The following is a 17,927-nucleotide window of genomic DNA, read 5'->3' as shown; positions in this document are numbered from 1 at the left end:
AAATGACTGTCGAAACAAAGCTGCCATTTGATAAAGACTATTTAGAACAGTTTTCAAAAGAACGAAACGAACCTGCGTGGATGTCTGAATTACGCGTGAGCGCGCTTTCTCAAGTAAACACGCTTGAAATGCCAAAGCCGGATAAAACCAATATCCGTAATTGGAATTTCAATACGTTCAAACATGAATTTACATCAGGTCAGGCTGTTACTACTACAACTGAATTGCCTGAAGAAATACAAGCATACTTTGATGAAGAAAATAAAGCAGAAAACTTGTTGATTCAACGAAATCATTCCGTTGCATTTTCTACATTAAATGAAGATTTAAAGGATAAAGGTGTTATTTTTACAGACATTTTTACTGCCTTGAATGAGCATAGTGATTTAGTAGAAAAATACTACATGAAAGAAGCAGTTTCTGTTGACCAGGATCGTTTAACAGCACTTCATGCAGCACTAATGAATGGTGGAATCTTTATCTATGTTCCTAAGAATGTTCAAATCGAAGCACCAGTCCAGGCAATCTTCTGGCAAGAGGATCCTGAAACAGCATTGTTCAACCACGTGTTGATCGTTGCGGAGGAAGGAAGCTCGCTCACCTATTTGGAGAACTACGTTTCTCACAATGAAGAGCAAAAAACGGTAGCGAATATCGTAACAGAAGTATTTGCTCATGATAATGCACAAGTTGCATATGGTGCAGTAGATCATTTTGCAGCAGGAACAACAACCTATGTAAATCGTCGTGGTGTAGCTCAACGTGATGCGAAGATTAACTGGGCATTAGGTCAAATGAATGACGGAAATACGGTTTCCGAAAACATTACCTATTTACTAGGTGATAATGCAACGTCAGAGGCTAAAGCTGTTACTGTTGGACGTGGGAAACAAACACAGAACTTTACGTCAAGCATTCGCCAATTCGGTAAACAAACCGATGCATTTATTTTACAACGTGGAGTTATGAAAGGTAGTGCGACTACTATCTTTAACGCGATTGGTAAAATTGAGCATGGTGGTTCGAAGTCGAATTCGGAGCAGGAATCACGTGTATTAATGCTAAGTGAAAAAGCACGAGGGGATGCCAACCCAATTCTATTAATTGATGAAGATGATGTAACTGCTGGTCATGCAGCTTCTGTTGGTCGTGTTGATCCTTTACAAATGTACTACTTGATGAGTCGTGGACTTACTAAGGAAGAAGCTGAACGCTTGGTTATTCATGGGTTCCTTGAGCCTGTTGTATCTCAAATTCCAATTGAGTCTGTTCGTAAGCAATTGACTCAAGTAATTGAAAGGAAAGTTAATTAATGGATGTTAAAGCCATTAAAGAACAGTTTCCCATTTTAAATCAGGAAGTTAATGGACATCCTTTAGTCTATCTTGATTCATCTGCGACTTCGCAAAAACCACTGTCAGTTATTGAGGCGGTTAACACGTATTACCGTGAAGATAATTCAAACGTACATCGTGGTGTTCATACGTTAGGAACAAGAGCAACAGATAAATACGAAGGCGCTCGCGAGAAGGTTCGTGAATTTATTAATGCACGCAGTACAGCTGAAATTATTTTTACTAGAGGAACAACGACAGCAATTAATCTTGTTGCTACCAGTTATGGGAGAGCGATTTTGAAACCAGGGGATGAAATTGTGATTACGCCAATGGAGCATCACAGTAACATTATCCCTTGGCAACAAGCTGCAAAAGCAACTGGTGCAACACTCAAATATATCCCATTGCAAAGCGATGGTACTATAACATTAGAAGCTGTTCGCGAAACGGTAACAGCAAATACGAAGATTGTAGCAATGACACAGGTTTCCAATGTGTTGGGTACAATTAACCCAATTAAGGAAGTCGCTCAAATTGCCCATGCTCATGGTGCGGTTATGCTTGTTGATGGTGCTCAAGGTGCTCCGCATTTAAAAGTAGATGTAGCTGATCTTGACTGTGATTTCTATGCATTTTCGGCTCATAAAATGTGTGGACCAACTGGTATTGGTGTTTTATACGGAAAAAAAGAGCTTCTAGAAAATATGGAACCAATTGAATTTGGCGGCGAAATGATTGATTTCGTTAACCTTTATGACTCTACGTGGAAGGAATTGCCGTGGAAATTTGAAGGTGGTACGCCAATTATTGCAGGTGCAATCGGACTGGCTGCAGCAATAGACTTTCTGAATGAAATTGGTAATGAAACTATTTTAGATCATGAACAAAAATTAGCAGACTATGCAATGAAACAACTACGCACGATCGATGGTATCTCAATCTATGGTCCAGAAAAACGTGCTGGACTTGTTACATTTAATCTCGATGATGTGCATCCACATGATACAGCAACAGCACTTGATGCAGAAGGAATTGCTGTTCGTGCTGGACATCATTGCGCACAGCCACTGATGAAATGGCTCGATGTAACAGCAACAGCACGTGCCAGCTTCTATCTTTACAACACGGAAGAGGATATTGACCTGCTGGTAAATGGACTGTTGAAAACAAAGGAGTATTTTGGGAATGTCTTTTAATAACCTCGATACACTTTACAGACAAGTAATTATGGATCATTATAAAAACCCTAGAAATCGTGGGCAAATTGAAGGTGATTCAGTAACAATCGACATGAATAACCCAACATGCGGAGACCGTATTCAATTGCAAATGCAAGTTGAAGATGGTGTTGTACAAGATGCCAAGTTTGAAGGGGAAGGCTGTTCAATCAGTATGTCGTCTGCTTCGATGATGACTCAAGCAATTAAAGGAAAAAGTCTTGAACAAGCAGTTAAAATGTCGAGAGCATTTTCTGAGATGATGCTTGGAAAAGAGATTGATACAGAAGGATTGGATATGGAAGACATTGAAGCATTGCAGGGTGTCTCCAAGTTTCCAGCAAGAATCAAGTGTGCAACCTTGGCATGGAAGGCAATGGAAAAGGGAGCACAACAAGATTAAATGAATTTAAAAATATAAAGTTTTGCTGGATGTTTTTCTTGTGCATGAGTAGCCACGTCCAGCTCCATCGCCCAGCGACTAGCGAGACTTCCCTCACCTCCGTACGATAAAGAAGACTTGCCGACTGGCTAAAACATGAGGCTTAGTCGCACTTATACCCTTGCGGTGAAAGTCAACATCGACTTCCTTTGGTCGTCGTGTTTCCTTTATCTCCTACGTAGGAATGTTCGAAGTCGAACCACCCCAAAGTACGGGGCGCAGTCCGTACGTCGCTAACCGGGCGATTCCGCTTTAGATAATACAATGAGGAGGTTATATAATGGCTAAAAAAATGCCTGAAATGGAAGAATATAAATATGGATTTCATGATAAAGACGTCTCTGTTTTCCGAACGGAAAGAGGATTAACACGTAAAGTCGTTGAAGAAATCTCTAAAATGAAAGAAGAGCCGCAGTGGATGCTTGACTACCGCTTGAAGGCATTAGAGCATTTTTACGAGCGCCCAATGCCGCAATGGGGCGGAGATCTTTCAGAACTTGATTTTGATGAGATCGTTTATTACGTTAAACCATCTGAAAAGCAAGGTAGAACATGGGATGAGGTACCTGCTGAAATCAAAGAAACATTTGATAAGCTTGGTATTCCAGAAGCAGAACAAAAATATTTAGCTGGTGTATCTGCACAGTACGAATCAGAGGTTGTTTATCATAGCTTGAAAGAAGATCTTCAAGAAATGGGTATCGTATTTAAGGATACTGATACAGCGCTAAAAGAAGACGAAGAGTTATTTAAAGAATACTTTGGAAAAGTTATTCCATATTCTGATAATAAATTTGCTGCACTGAACTCAGCCGTATGGTCTGGCGGATCATTTATCTATGTTCCAAAAGGTGTTCAAACATCAACACCATTACAAGCATATTTCCGTATTAACTCGGAAAATATGGGGCAGTTTGAAAGAACATTAATCATTGTTGATGAAGGTGCATCTGTACACTATGTTGAGGGCTGTACAGCTCCAGTCTTTACAACAAACTCACTTCATAGTGCGGTTGTTGAAATCGTTGTTAAAAAAGATGCATATTGCCGTTATACAACGATTCAAAACTGGGCAAACAACGTATACAACCTAGTTACAAAACGTGCAGTAGTTGATGCAAATGGAACGATGGAATGGATTGATGGTAACATCGGTTCGAAATTAACGATGAAATACCCTGCGATTTTATTAAAAGGCGAAGGTGCACGTGGTAACACGCTATCTATCGCTATTGCTGGTAAAGGACAATTACAGCACGCAGGTGCAAAAATGCATCACTTAGCACCAAACACGTCTTCAACAATTGTTTCAAAATCAATCTCTAAACAAGGCGGAAAGGTTTCGTACCTCGGTCTTGTACACTTTGGACGTAAAGCAGACGGTGCACGTGCAAACATCGAATGTGACACGCTAATCATGGATAACGAATCGTTCTCTGATACTATTCCATACAATGAAATTTTAAATGATAACATTTCATTGGAGCACGAAGCGAAAGTTTCTAAAGTATCTGAAGAGCAATTGTTCTACTTGATGAGTAGAGGATTAACAGAGGAAGAAGCAACAGAAATGATCGTAATGGGCTTCATCGAGCCATTTACAAAAGAACTTCCAATGGAATATGCAGTAGAGATGAACAGATTGATTAAGTTCGAGATGGAAGGCTCTATTGGGTAATATAATAGGAAACCCTCGTTACAATTATAATTGTGGCGAGGTTTTTTTTTATTAAATGTTACGTAATTGCCCAATTTACGCCCTACTAATCTCTGTTCTGTTATTTTTTGACTGTTTACTTAGTTATCTAATAACATCCATTCTTCTTCTTTTCTCAACTTTTCCGCACGAATCAAATGTTAAACTCTTTACATATTTGGCAGATTCAGACGCCGTTGACCTTTTTAATATTCTTGAAGGTTTACTGAACATTTTTTTGCTTTTTCCAGTGCTGCAGCACGATAATCGTTTTGATCAGGACAAGAATTTATATCTCGGAACTGCTTTAAATTTAATGTAATGACATTGATGAGATATCAAATAATATGCTATAATAAAAATTCTATTGTTATTACAATTAAGTATATTATACAGTTACATAACTTGCGGATGATTGTATTGGGAGAGAGCGAAGTATATCGCCACCGAAGGAGCAAGTTCCAAAAAAACCATTGGAATTAATCTCTCAGGTAAAAGCACCAATACAGGACGCTACTCTGGAGAGTGCAATTTATGCCACCAAAGGGGACCTTCTATTATAGAAGGATAAACTTTCAGGTAAAAGGACAGAGAATGGAAATAATATAGCCCTTCTCTATCCTTTTTTTAAATGTGGGATTTTTCAGTTATATAATTGAAATGATGATTTTATAAAAGACTGAAGAACTAGCAACTAAATCAATTAATAATTATCAAAAAGGTTGAGAGAAGGGAATTGTATGCAAGAACAAAAATTAGATAGGGGTTTAAAAAACAGACACGTACAACTGATAGCTATTGGTGGAGCAATTGGTACGGGATTATTTCTTGGTGCAGGAAAATCAATACATTTAGCAGGGCCATCCATATTATTCGCATACTTGATTACAGGTGCTGTTCTCTTTTTAATCATGCGTGCCCTTGGAGAATTGCTGTTAAGTAATTTAAGCTATCATTCGTTTGTTGACTTTGTAAGAGATTATTTAGGTGAAATGACAGCATTTTTAACTGGCTGGACATATTGGTTCTGTTGGATTTCCATTGCAATGGCTGACTTAACAGCAGTTGGCCTCTATACCCAGTATTGGTTTCCAACGATACCACAATGGATGCCAGGATTAATCGCGCTTGTTATTTTATTATGTATGAACTTGGCCACCGTAAAACTGTTTGGAGAAATGGAATTCTGGTTCGCATTAATTAAAGTCATCGCAATTCTAGCCTTAATAGTTACAGGTATTGTTATGATTATAAGTGGTTTTTCCACGGATGCAGGTGGAGCGAGTTTCACGAATCTATGGAACCACGGAGGCATGTTTCCAAATGGTGTAAATGGTTTCATCCTCTCTTTTCAAATGGTCGTATTTGCGTTTGTTGGTATCGAACTTGTAGGACTTACAGCGGGAGAAACAGAAAATCCAGAGAAAGTTATACCTAAAGCGATAAATAATATTCCTATTCGAATTATCATTTTTTATATAGGTGCACTTCTTGTTATTATGAGTGTGTATCCATGGACCGCTATCAGCCCAACTGAAAGTCCATTCGTCCAAGTCTTTACGGTAGTTGGTATCGTTGGTGCTGCTGGTATCATCAATTTTGTCGTTCTAACTTCTGCTGCTTCAGCATGTAATAGTGCCATCTTCAGTACAAGCCGGATGGTATATTCACTCGCTAAAGAGAAAAATGCACCGGAAAAATTTGCCAAGCTTGATAAAAGAAAGGTTCCTTCCAATGCATTGTTCTTTTCGACTGCAGTTGTTTTAATTTCAGTCGCATTAAATTATGTAATGCCAGAAGGAGTATTCACACTCGTTACAAGTATTTCTACAGTATGCTTTATATTTATTTGGGGGATTACGGTCATCAGTCATTTGAAATACCGTAAAACAAGACCTGATCTGGCAAAAGTGAATAAATTTAAGATGCCATTTTATCCATTTGCAAATTATTTAATCCTTGCCTTCCTGACATTTGTTCTTGTTGTGCTTGCAATTGCAGAAGATACACGTGTTTCGTTGATGATAACGCCCGTTTGGTTTATCGCGCTAATTGTGATTTATAAGGTACGCAAAAGAATCGTGCCCCATAAAGATAAGAAAAATGAAGAAGGATTAGTGGCGGATAAGGTTGAACGGGGATAATAATCTATATGTGGAAGCCGGGCTCATGTTTTAGTCTTATTAATAAAATTATTTGGCTCGTTTCAAATGGGTTAACATTTTTGAAGAAATACCTAAATTCCCTTTATCGCCCGGCTGATTTGGGCTATAAGAAGCTCAAGGGCAGTTGATGAGCTATTTTAAGAATCAGGCGAAAGTAAAAAGTAAGTCAAATCATTCCTATCTGAAAAAGCCTAGGATGATTTGGCTTACTTTTTTTGTTCTTACACCATACATTTAACTCTGCCTAATAGTATCTAGAGGAGACAGAGGGTTTGAAAAAGCAAAACAGTAAAACTTATACGAGTGAAGAAACACGTAAGCCTCTACTCGACATTTGCAAAGTCCTCAATCAGATCACTAGCATTTAAATAACCAGCACCTTGAATATGTGGGGATTGTCCCAAATCGTCGCATGCATCCAAAAGCCTTTCTTTGACTTGATCAGGCGTAAGATTTGGATCACGTTGAAGCAATTGTGCAATTACTCCTGCACATATCGGCGTAGCCATTGACGTTCCGGATAAGGACATATAGTGAGTGTCCACACGTGCTGCTTTATTGGTTTTATCAAGGAAAGATCTGGGAGCTCGTAAAGAGATAATATCGACTCCTGGTGTTAATAAATCTGGCTTAATAAGCCCATCAATCGTCGGACCTCTACTTGAAAAATCAGCTACTGAATCATCGGATCGGTCAACGGTATTATTATCATCAGCTGCTCCGACTGTAATGACCTTTGGGCTTATTCCTGGACTTGCAATGGTTTGTTCTCCGGGACCAGAGTTTCCAGCGGCTACACAGACAACCATTCCGTTATCCCAGGCTATTTCAACCGCATTTACCACAGGATCATCTTCAGCAGGTGCTACAGCATCGGAACCGAGTGAAAGGGAAAGAATATCAATATTATATTCGGATTGATGTTGGATGCACCATTCGATTCCTTCAATAACAGTTGATAATGAACCAGCTCCCATCTTATCTAGTACTTTGACACCTACTAAATTAGCTTGGGATGCTGGAGCTTGATATTGTCCATTCGATAACAAGCCATTGCCAGCCGCATCTCCAGCACAATGAGTTCCATGACCGTTGTCATCATAGGGATCAGATTTCCTATTAACAAAATCCTTAAAGCCAATAATGCGATCTTGTAAATCTTCATGTGGATGTATACCAGTATCGATTACTGCAATGGTTACGCCTTCTCCTGTTAACCCATTATCTTTTAAAACATTTGCGTTTATTGCCGGGGAAGCGGTATCTAGTAAAGTTGTCACCTTTCTGTCTAAATAGACTTTTTGGATATGGTTGCAGTTCGTGATTAAATGTTCAATATTTTTTACGGATAATTTAGCTGAACAACAGGAAATAGAAGGGTATTCGCGAAGAGAACGACACTTTGTTTCCTTTACATCGTTTAACCCAGAAGAAAAGGAATCAGGGGCAAATTTTATTACGACGGGTAATTTCTTTGTTTTTTTTCTAACACGCTCTATGGAGCTTTGCAGGAAACAAGGGATATAACGAAAAGGCCGATAAAAGTTAACCATTTCTCCCCTTATATTTTTGTCAACTTTTTTTCCATTGCGTCGGACCAAGTCAATCATTGAAAAATTTAACATACACTTTCTCCTTTCTTTGATTTACGATATTCTACGTAAACTGTCAGAAAGGAGCGTGATTAAATAGTATAGAAAATAGTAAAAAAGGTAGATAACTATATGGTTATAGAGTGAATTACTATGAGGAAAGGGAAATTAGAGAAACTGTTTTCTAGTAAGAGTTGTGTTTCGTTTTTATTTATTAGGTAGAAGAGGCTGAAACATAACTAAAATACTTAATGTTAAAGACGAACGATGTACAAACTTAGCGAATTATATTTCCGGAGCGAGTTATTTGCATCAATCATGTTCGGTTTTCACTTCATAAAAATACTTTTGTCCCAGCTTCTTTTGTTCTAGCAATAGTAACTTTAGCATCGTATAGACAAATTCCTGAAATTTTGTTATCATAGATAATGGTTACCTTAGGTAACCATTATCTATGATAATCATATAGGAGGCGTTTTCCATAAAATCTGCACAGAAATTTTTCCATCAATTAATTATGTTGTATCGCCCTTTTGAAAATAGACTTAATGTCTTGTTGAATAAACATAACCTGCATCGAGCACAGTGGACCATTTTGTATTATCTGTACAATTATGGAGCTTCAACACTTGTGGAAATTTCTCATTATCAAGGTGTGGAGAAGCCTACCATCACTAGAACCTTTGCCAGTTTAGAGGAAATGAGCTATGTCGAACAGGTGGCTGGAAGAAATAAGCGCGAAAAACGCATGCAGCTGACTGGGCAAGGAACAGCTGTTTATGAGGAAGTACGTGTGACCATTGATCAGTTTGAAAAGGAAATTCTAAAAGACATCTCGGAATCAGAATTGATTGATTTTATTCGGGTGATGGAAGAAATTAAAAATAATATTAAGAAGTGAAGTGATAGAAACAGTGAAACAAACAAAATCTCAATTATGGACGAAGAATTTTATTATTATAGCAGCAGCAAATTTTTTCTTATATTTCGTTTTTTACTTATTATTAGTGACCATGGCTGTTTATGCAGTCGATAAATATCATGTTTCAGAGAGTGTAGCTGGTCTTATAACAGGTATATTTATCATAGGAACATTAGTAGGGCGTTTGTTTATTGGACGAATGATCTCATCTATTGGGTACAAGAAAGTATTATATTTTGGGCTTACCTTTTTTATTTTGACATCCCTTTTATACTTTATTCATGCAGGGATAGAGATACTGCTTGTAACTCGTTTATTACACGGAATCGCATTAGGGGTGGCAAGTACAGCTACAGGAACTATTATTGCTGAGTTGATTCCTAATGATCGAAAAGGTGAAGGGATTGGCTACTTCAGTATGAGTATTACGCTGGCAACAGCCATTGGACCCTTCTTTGGACTATACATGAGCTCACATACGAGCTATCAAGTGATTTTTGGCTTTTGTCTTGCATTAGCGATTATTAGTTTTATCATATCTCTGTTTGTTAAGATACCATTTGCAGGAAAACCTGCAAATGTAGCTGAAAGAAGGAAAATTAAGTTTTCCGATTTTGTGGAACCAAGAGCACTGCCGATTGCATTCATTGTAATTATCGTATCACTTGGGTATTCAAGTGTTCTTTCTTTTATTAATTTCTATGCAATCGAGATTGGTCTTGTCGAGGTGGCAAGCTTCTTTTTCGTTGTTTATGCAGTAGCTATCCTAGTATCACGTCCATTTACAGGTCGCTTAATGGACTTAAAAGGTGAAAATACTGTTATGTATCCAGCTTTTATTCTGTTTGGTGCAGGATTACTGCTTCTAAGCTTTACAACGAATAGTTTTGCTTTATTAGCAGCTGGTGTTCTTATTGGTCTTGGATTCGGAAACATGCAATCCATTACCCAAGCAATAGCGGTTAAAGTGACACCGCCAGATCGGATTGGATTAGCAACATCAACTTACTATATCGCGCTTGATGCTGGTCTTGGATTCGGTCCTTATTTACTTGGCTATCTGATTCCGCTGACTGGATATAGCAGCTTATATTTCATGATGGGGCTCATGGTTTTCGTTACGATAGTACTTTATTTCTTCATGCATGGAAAAAGGAAAGAGCGGATTGGCGAAAAAGCCGATGCTATGTAAATGTCAATAAAGCATAGATATTATAGATTATAAAGAAAGCAAGCTTGTTCGTAGTTCAAGGTTGTTATACCTTATGAGATAAAATTCTACTATAGAGGGAAAATGCAAACCCTTGTCACGATAATATCTGTGGCAGGGTTATTTTTATTTGTTCCTAATTGTTGAAAGTGATATGTAGCAGTTAATATTGATGCAATATCAAATCAATTCGAATGAGCTTGTTGAGCGCATGGCTGAGTATCTTGCATTCATGAAATTATAGATACTGTGCAAAATAATAAAATAGGACCCAATTATTATTTTGGATTGAAAACTGCTCACGTTTTGGACAACCTCTCGAATTATTTCTATAAGCTAAACACATAGTAATCATTATTTTATAGTAGATTTTTGAAGCTTCCTGCTGGTCTTTGAATAGTTGGTTAAAAGAAAATAGAACCGATTCAGAGCAAAGAGGGGGAAATTCACATATTGAATCTCGTGCGAGGATGGTAATTATGAAAAAAAACACACAATCGAAAAAAACTGTAATCTTGCTGAACATCGATTCATTGATGTCTGAACCGCTGGAATTAGCTATTCAAACAGGACAAGCTCCTGCTTTACAATTTTTGATGGAAAATGGTAGTTATTTTACGAATATGGTGACTTCATTTCCAACCATGTCGGTAACAATCGACAGCAGCCTTTTGACAGGTACTTATGCTGACCAACATCATATACCTGGTTTAACTTGGTTCGATAATTCCAAAAAAGAGATTATTAACTACGGTACTGGTTTTAGGGAAACGTTTAGGTTAGGGATTCGCAGAACGGTCCATAATATGCTTTTCCGACTGAATAATGAGCATCTGAGCAGTGAAGTCACTACAATTTATGAGGAATTAGCTAAAAGGGGGATGAATTCAGCTTCCATTAATTCCTTTGTATATCGTGGAAACACCCCGCAAAAGTTGCAAACACCAAAGTTATTCAGTGCCTTGACGCGATTTAAAAATGGAAAGTGGACAACGGAAGCAGCAAATATCTTTTCTTTGGGAACCTTTTCAAAAGTACGTCCATGGGGATTCGCAACGCAAATAGCTGCTGGAAACTATAAATATACTGCTCGGGAACTTAAGTATCTTATTAGAAAGAACAAACTTCCTTCATTTATCTTCTGTATATTTCAGGACATGGATGCCCGAATTCATTTAAAGGGGCCGATGGATATTAAAGGTATCACAAAGATTGATAAGGAAATTCAAAAAATATTGGATTTGTATCCAAGCTGGAAGGAAGCAATTAATCAAAATGCATGGCTAGTGATGGGGGATAATGGTCACTCTGCAACAGGAACAAATCATCGAGAATTTGTCATTGATTTAAGAAAATGGTTAAAAAAATACCGTATCTCCCGAATAAGACGCCCAGTACATAAGAAAGATCAGATCGTTCTATGTGTAAATCAGCGGATGTCTTATATTTATGTACTGGATGACAGTCTGCCGTTGTCTGCTATTATCGAACAGCTCAAAAACGATGAGAGGATCGATATTATAGCCTGGAAAAATGAAAGCTCCATTCATGTAGAATCTGGTATGAAAGAAGGGTCACTGAAATATCGCCCTTCCGGGAAATTTACTGATATTTATAATCAATCATGGAGTATAGAAGGGGATGCTAAGATTCTAGATTTAAATCTGACCACTGAAAAAAGAGTCACCTATGGTAACTATCCAGATGCGTTAGCTCGGTTGTATAGTGTTTTCAACTCCCATTCGGGGCGTTTCATTGTCGTCAATGCGAAACCGGGCTGTGAGTTTAAGGCGCAATCATCACCTGTCCATCTTTCTGGTGCAGCACACGGTTCCTTGCACAAACAAGAATCTCTTGTACCACTGATAATAACAGGAACCGAGGAGGAACCAATATATCCACGTGTTGTAGATATAAAGGAATTTATAATTCGGTTGCTTCAAGATTAAGGAGAGTTCAGCTGCAAACGATGGCAGCAAAAGGAGTAATTCGTTCTTCTCGAGAAGTTGGTATATTTAGTGAAAGAGAAACCATACTTGGATTAAATATGGTAGACCATCGTAACTTAACTGTCCATACGTATAATGAAGAATTGGCGTTAGAAATTTTTGCAAGCTTACCTCAGTATCAGCTCTTGCGTAAGTGAGTGGAACGAATCAAAATTAAGATAGTGTAAGTACATGTATTAAACGTGTCGGGGTTATTTATTATATGAAAGGAGGTTGCCCGAACCCTCGGACAGCCTCCAAAGCAAATAAACTTATTCCTCAATAGATACTTCTTTCAAATTTAGCAATTTTGAAGGATACATTGTTAATCCCTTCACTTCATCACGTACACCTAATAAATAATCTTTGTGCGTTAAGTAAGCCATTGGAGCAAGATCTACAAGCATTTCTTCTGCTTGTTTATAAAGCTCTAATTGCTCAGCTTCGTCTTGTGCTTGACGAGCTTCTTCAATTAAGGTATCTAGTTCACTGTTTTCAAAGAATACCGTATTTCCAGATGCTCCAAGATTATCACTGTGGAATAATGGATAGAACGTATTATCCGCATGGGCAGTACTGTTAGACCAACCTAAAATAAACATTTCCTGTTCGCCTGCATCCAGTTTTTCGATATATGCTCCCCATTCCAACACCTCGATTTCAACCGTAATTCCAATTTCTGCAAGCTGTGATTGAATATTCGTTGCAATGTCCATACGTTCACGCGTATCGTTTGTCATAAGAGTTGTTGTAAATCCATCCTGGTATCCTGCTTCAGCAAGTAATTCTTTTGCTTTACCTTGGTCACGGGATAGTCCTTCTACATTTTCATCATAACCATAAACATTTGGTGGTAGAGGACCTTCCGCAACTTGTGCATATCCCTCGTAGATTCCATTGATTATTTGATCTTTATCAATGACCATTGTAATTGCTTGACGGACAAGCTGGTCATTAAACGGTTCTTTCGATGTATTAAATCCAACATAATCTAATGCAAGGCTTCCTTGTTGTAGAACGGATAAATTTTCTTTAGATTCGATCTGTGATACATCTGAAGAACTTAATGGATTAGAAATGTGGGTGTCTCCTGTTTCTAATTCAGCGATACGTGTTAAATCTTCTGGTACGACTTTAAAGGTAACCGATTCGATCTTAGCTGGTTCTCCCCAATAGTCTTCGTTTTTCACTAGACGGATAAGCTGTCCAGGCTGCCATTCTTCAAATTTTAAGAAGCCAGTTCCAATTGGATTTGCATTGATAACACTACCAACAGATTCTCCTTCTCCCATAGCAGCATAATCTTCCCTGATTTGTTCTGGTGAAATCATACCTGAAACCGAATGGCTTAGGTTGGATGGTAAACCAGAGTACGGGAATTCTGTTTTGAACTGAACGGTATAATCATCCACAACGACAACTTCGTTAATCATATCAAGTAAGTATGCTGCAGGGGCAGCAACTTCTGGATCATTGATACGTTCTATGTTCGCTTTTACAGCTTCGGCATTAAATTCAGAGCCGTCATGGAAGGTAACGTCTTCACGTAGTTTAAACTCCCAGGTTGTTTCGTCAATTTGTTCCCAGCTTTCTGCAAGTCCTGGTTGAAGCTCCATATTTTGATCGTAAGATACCAATCTTTCAAAAATATTGTTTTGAACATCGAATGAAGGAACATCATTCGCACCAGCAGGATCTAGTGATATTGCATCCGAAGCGGTAGAGATGACTAATTCTTTGCCACCTGCCGTTTCATCCCCTCCGTTTGAAATAGAAGAAGATTCCTCTGGTTCACTAGCACAAGCTGTAAGTAAAATAGCTAAGAAAAGGATACTAATCAAGGATAATGAGTATTTTTTTAATGATTCAAACAATTTTGTTTGCTCCTTTCGTGTCGGATTATGTCTAAATTTGTACAAAAGATATAATAATTAATATATAATAACTTTTAGAATAAAACAATAGCTTTCTAACGGAAATTATTTAAATAGTTAGGATAAAAGCCTTATAAGCTATTTTTTATGCGAAATTTAGAATTGTACCTAATAATATAGTAGGAGTGGTATTCATGTTAGCAATAACCAATGCAATTATTTATGACGGGAAAGGAAATAGATTCGAGGATCAAAATCTTATCATTGAAAATGGCAAGTTCGCAAAGCTTGTACCTGCAAGTAAGATCCCAGATTTTTATCATGTAATCGATGCACAAAGGAAAGTAGTAACCCCTGGTCTTATTGACGTTCACACCCATTTAGGGATTTCTGAAGAAGGTGTTGGGTTAGAAGGAGCTGATTATAATGAAACGAGTAGTTCCGTTACCCCTAGCTTGCGTGCTATTGATGGAATTAATCCAATGGAAATAGGTTTTGAGGATGCTAGAAAATCTGGTGTTACCACGGCCCAAATCATGCCGGGTAGTGCCAATGTTATTGGGGGAGAAATGGTAATATTAAAAACCGCTGGAAATATTGTAGATGAGATGGTCGTAAAATCTCCATCAGGTATGAAGGCTGCGTTAGGAGAAAATCCGAAACGATTTCACGGTGGAAAAGGAAGAATGCCTGTTACGAGAATGGGTGTTGCTGCACAGCTAAGGGAGAAATTAATCGAAGCACAAAATTATTTACATAACGAGGAGAAGGAACGAAAGCTAGACTTAGAGAATTTAGCGAAAGTATTGAAGAAGGAGATTCCATTACGTGTTCATGCCCATCGCGCGGATGATATTCTGACAGCATTGCGTATCAAACGTGAATTTGATATCGATATGACCATTGAACACTGTACAGAAGGACATAAAATTGCAGCGTTCATAGCTAAACATGACGTGAAAGTATCCGTTGGGCCAACGATGTCTACACGTTCGAAAGTGGAATTAAAGGATAAAGGCTGGACTACAATTAAAACGTTAATGGATGCTGGAATAGCATGCTCGTTAACTACAGATCATCCAGTTGTTGGGATTGACTATCTTGTTACAAGTGCTGTTCATGCAATTCGGAATGGGCTAAGTGAACAGGAGGCACTTCAAACAATCACATTAAATGCTGCAAAACATCTAGGTATTGAAGATCGTGTGGGATCCATTGAGCCAGGGAAGGATGCTGATTTCGTTATTTGGAGTGGGAGTCCTTTTGATTTATTGTCTAAAGCGGAACATGTATATATTGAGGGGGCAGAGGTGTGAACAAATAGTTGTTAATATTTGATTGATTTGTATTACAGATATATAAGGATAGAGCAGTATTATATGGTATCGTAGAAGATAAGAAATAGTTACCAGGTCGGGCTAACTTAGGATGCTCGACCATATTTTATAAAAATCAGCCTTTAACTATGGTTCTGAAAACGTAATACGGTAAAAAATCATCTATAATTAGCAGTGAATTTAGATAGCTATGGTTGCAAACGTAACGAAAGAAGGGATTAAATGGGGAATTCCCTAATGTATGGGCAACTTATTTTAGTAATGGTCATGTGGGGATTTAATGTAATTGCAATTAAAGTGATTGTAGGACAATTTTCAGCAGTGACGATCACTTCTTTTCGCATTTTCTTAGCAGCCGTTGTTGTGTATTTAATCTTATGGGCAAGAAAACAAATACGTTTACCTAAAAAACAAGAATTATCTTACATTATTCTTGTTTCCGTTACAGGGGTAGTTGGCCATCATTTCTTTCTATCGGTTGGGTTGACGCAAACGAGTGCCTCTAATTCAGGTTTGCTTTTAGGGACAGTTCCGTTATTTACTTCCATACTTGCAAGTAAAATGTTAAAAGATAAGCTTTCCTTAATGAGGATAATTGGCATTATTTTTGGTTTGTCCGGTGTTTCTTTCGTTATTCTTGTTGGGAATATAAATGGTTTGACAATGAATATCGGTGATATTTATATTTTTCTTGCAGTACTATCTCAAGCGTTAAGTTTTATCTACATAAAAAAAGCAACAGAAACGATGGGAGCGAGATTAGTTACTGCAACAACTTTATTGATAGGATCATTTTTATTATTTTGTATCAGTTTCGTTTTGGAGCCAGAAGGAATATCGAGCTTGCAGGATGGGACGTTGGTTGGGTGGTCTATTTTCCTTGCTTCCGCTATTTTTGCAACTGCACTTGGTCAATTTCTGTACAATCATGCGATTCAAAATGTAGGGCCAGGGAAAGCATCGATATTTATGAATTTACAACCTTTCTTTGCATTGCTGGGATCTTTTTTATTTCTTGGTGAACAAATTTCAGTTGCTCATTTCTTTGGCTTTATTCTAATTGTAACGGGAGTTATTTTAGGATCTGGTATAATGGATCGGTATATTTATAAGAAGACTTTGACAGGCATTAATATAAGGAAACGTTACGATGACTAAGAAAAAGTATCGTGTTGTTTGTTGCTAAGTTAGTAATTCATTTGATACACAAGGTTTACTCATTCGTACTCGTATAATGAGAAATATTTTCAACAAGATACAATGCGAGTTTCATTCATCAATATGATAAGATATAGATACAATATTACAGATGGTAGGGGTTGTTTTGGTTTTTTTAATATGTTTAACGATTGGTCTGATTACCGCATTTGTTGGATCAATCATGGGGCTTGGCGGGGGAATTATTCTTATACCAACGTTACTGTTGGTTAGCTCGTTTTTAGATAGCTTTTCCTGGGTGACTCCACAATCCATTGTTGGGATTTCTTTAATTGCAATGATTGTTACAGCACTATCCTCAACACTGTCATATGCAAAAGTGAAACGAGTTGATTATAAAACTGGACTTTTATTTCTGACGGGATGTATTCCAGGCGGAGCAATTGGTTCATGGTTAAATCAGTTTGTTGATTCGAAGTCATTTTTATTATATTTTGGCGTATTAATGATCGTTATATCCCTTCTTTTCTTTATTAAAAGGGATCGGAATCCTAAAAAGGAATTCACTGGGGATGAAAAAGGTGTCCGTACATTTGAATTATTCGGAGAAACATATCGATATCGTGTACCGATCTTAGGAGCGTTTGTGCTATCCTTAATTGTTGGGACATTATCCGGGCTTTTTGGAATTGGTGGTGGTTCCATTATGGTGCCGGCAATGATTCTGTTGTTCGGGTTTCCTGCACATATTGCAACCGCAACATCAATGTTTATGATTTTCTTTGTTAGTATTGTTGGTGCTAGTACACATATTGTGCTTGGACATATTGCATGGGAATATGTGTTATTCTTTATCCCAGGTGCTTGGATTGGTGGGAAGTTAGGTGCAAAGGTGAATCAGCTTCTTCCTGGAAAAGTATTGGAATGGGGATTGCGCATCATTCTAATTTTTATTGGATTGCGTATGATTTATCAAGGATTATCCTAAG

The 17,927-nt window shown here is 37.8% G+C and carries 14 protein-coding genes and 2 riboswitches; of the genes, 12 read left to right on the top strand and 2 right to left on the bottom strand.

Features of this window, described 5'->3' with window-relative positions:
• Window positions 1-2: 2 nt before the first annotated feature.
• The 5 genes from sufD to NST46_RS19585 all read left to right on the top strand — a co-directional run bounded on the left by sufD (window position 3) and on the right by NST46_RS19585 (window position 6,836).
• Window positions 3-1,313: a Fe-S cluster assembly protein SufD gene (sufD, locus tag NST46_RS19605; RefSeq protein WP_095309324.1), complete on the top strand. Its 1,311-nt coding sequence runs from the start codon at window positions 3-5 to the stop codon at window positions 1,311-1,313.
• On the top strand, window positions 1,313-2,533 hold the full coding sequence (locus NST46_RS19600; protein ID WP_341137631.1) for a cysteine desulfurase: 1,221 nt from the start codon (window positions 1,313-1,315) through the stop codon (window positions 2,531-2,533). The genes sufD and NST46_RS19600 overlap by 1 nt, the downstream gene beginning before the upstream one ends.
• Window positions 2,523-2,957 carry a Fe-S cluster assembly sulfur transfer protein SufU gene (gene sufU / locus NST46_RS19595; protein ID WP_095309320.1) on the top strand — a complete coding sequence of 145 codons (435 nt, stop codon included), beginning with the start codon at window positions 2,523-2,525 and terminating at the stop codon, window positions 2,955-2,957. Before NST46_RS19600 ends, sufU begins: the two co-directional genes overlap by 11 nt.
• 319 nt (window positions 2,958-3,276) lie before the next feature.
• Window positions 3,277-4,674, top strand: coding sequence for a Fe-S cluster assembly protein SufB (gene sufB / locus NST46_RS19590; protein WP_095309318.1), 1,398 nt, complete (start codon window positions 3,277-3,279; stop codon window positions 4,672-4,674).
• Between the two features lie 429 nt (window positions 4,675-5,103).
• Window positions 5,104-5,205: riboswitch (glycine riboswitch) on the top strand.
• A gap of 3 nt (window positions 5,206-5,208) precedes the next feature.
• Window positions 5,209-5,285: riboswitch (glycine riboswitch) on the top strand.
• A 147-nt stretch (window positions 5,286-5,432) separates the two neighbouring features.
• Entirely contained in the window at window positions 5,433-6,836 is a 1,404-nt protein-coding gene (locus NST46_RS19585) for an amino acid permease (RefSeq protein ID WP_341137630.1), read from the top strand.
• Window positions 6,837-7,180: 344 nt separating this feature from the next.
• On the opposite strand, the gene NST46_RS19580 is transcribed toward NST46_RS19585, so the two are convergent.
• Window positions 7,181-8,482 carry a S8 family peptidase gene (locus NST46_RS19580; protein WP_341137629.1) on the bottom strand — a complete coding sequence of 434 codons (1,302 nt, stop codon included), beginning with the start codon at window positions 8,480-8,482 and terminating at the stop codon, window positions 7,181-7,183.
• Window positions 8,483-9,005: 523 nt separating this feature from the next.
• Between NST46_RS19580 and NST46_RS19575 the strand changes: the two genes are divergently transcribed.
• The 4 genes from NST46_RS19575 (at window position 9,006) to NST46_RS21885 (ending at window position 12,727) form a co-directional block, all read left to right on the top strand.
• Window positions 9,006-9,350 carry a MarR family winged helix-turn-helix transcriptional regulator gene (locus NST46_RS19575; RefSeq protein ID WP_341137628.1) on the top strand — a complete coding sequence of 115 codons (345 nt, stop codon included), beginning with the start codon at window positions 9,006-9,008 and terminating at the stop codon, window positions 9,348-9,350.
• A gap of 13 nt (window positions 9,351-9,363) precedes the next feature.
• Window positions 9,364-10,563: an MFS transporter gene (locus NST46_RS19570; protein WP_095309510.1), complete on the top strand. Its 1,200-nt coding sequence runs from the start codon at window positions 9,364-9,366 to the stop codon at window positions 10,561-10,563.
• Window positions 10,564-11,060: 497 nt separating this feature from the next.
• On the top strand, window positions 11,061-12,530 hold the full coding sequence (locus NST46_RS19565) for an alkaline phosphatase family protein (RefSeq protein WP_341137627.1): 1,470 nt from the start codon (window positions 11,061-11,063) through the stop codon (window positions 12,528-12,530).
• Window positions 12,431-12,727, top strand: a complete 297-nt coding sequence (locus NST46_RS21885; RefSeq protein ID WP_445321746.1) for a nucleotidyltransferase substrate binding protein — start codon at window positions 12,431-12,433, stop codon at window positions 12,725-12,727. The genes NST46_RS19565 and NST46_RS21885 overlap by 100 nt, the downstream gene beginning before the upstream one ends.
• 114 nt (window positions 12,728-12,841) lie before the next feature.
• Here NST46_RS21885 and NST46_RS19555 read toward each other — a convergent pair whose 3' ends face one another.
• Entirely contained in the window at window positions 12,842-14,443 is a 1,602-nt protein-coding gene (locus tag NST46_RS19555) for a glutathione ABC transporter substrate-binding protein (protein WP_341137625.1), read from the bottom strand.
• 194 nt (window positions 14,444-14,637) lie between these two features.
• On the opposite strand from NST46_RS19555, the gene NST46_RS19550 reads away from it, so the two are divergent.
• The 3 genes from NST46_RS19550 to NST46_RS19540 all read left to right on the top strand — a co-directional run bounded on the left by NST46_RS19550 (window position 14,638) and on the right by NST46_RS19540 (window position 17,926).
• Complete coding sequence (locus tag NST46_RS19550) at window positions 14,638-15,759, top strand: amidohydrolase (RefSeq protein ID WP_341137624.1); 1,122 nt, start codon at window positions 14,638-14,640, stop codon at window positions 15,757-15,759.
• 258 nt (window positions 15,760-16,017) lie between these two features.
• A complete protein-coding gene (locus NST46_RS19545; RefSeq protein ID WP_341137623.1) occupies window positions 16,018-16,938 on the top strand; it encodes a DMT family transporter in 921 nt (306 codons plus the stop codon).
• Window positions 16,939-17,104: 166 nt separating this feature from the next.
• Window positions 17,105-17,926 (top strand): sulfite exporter TauE/SafE family protein, encoded by an 822-nt coding sequence (locus NST46_RS19540; RefSeq protein WP_341137622.1) that lies wholly within the window; start codon window positions 17,105-17,107, stop codon window positions 17,924-17,926.
• Window position 17,927 lies beyond the last annotated feature (1 nt).

Origin of the sequence: Oceanobacillus sp. FSL W7-1309, from assembly GCF_038002145.1 — a bacterium.
Lineage (GTDB): Bacteria > Bacillota > Bacilli > Bacillales > Amphibacillaceae > Oceanobacillus > Oceanobacillus profundus.
The sequence above is the reverse complement of the archived record's forward strand: the minus strand, read 5'-3'. Positions and strand labels throughout refer to the sequence as shown.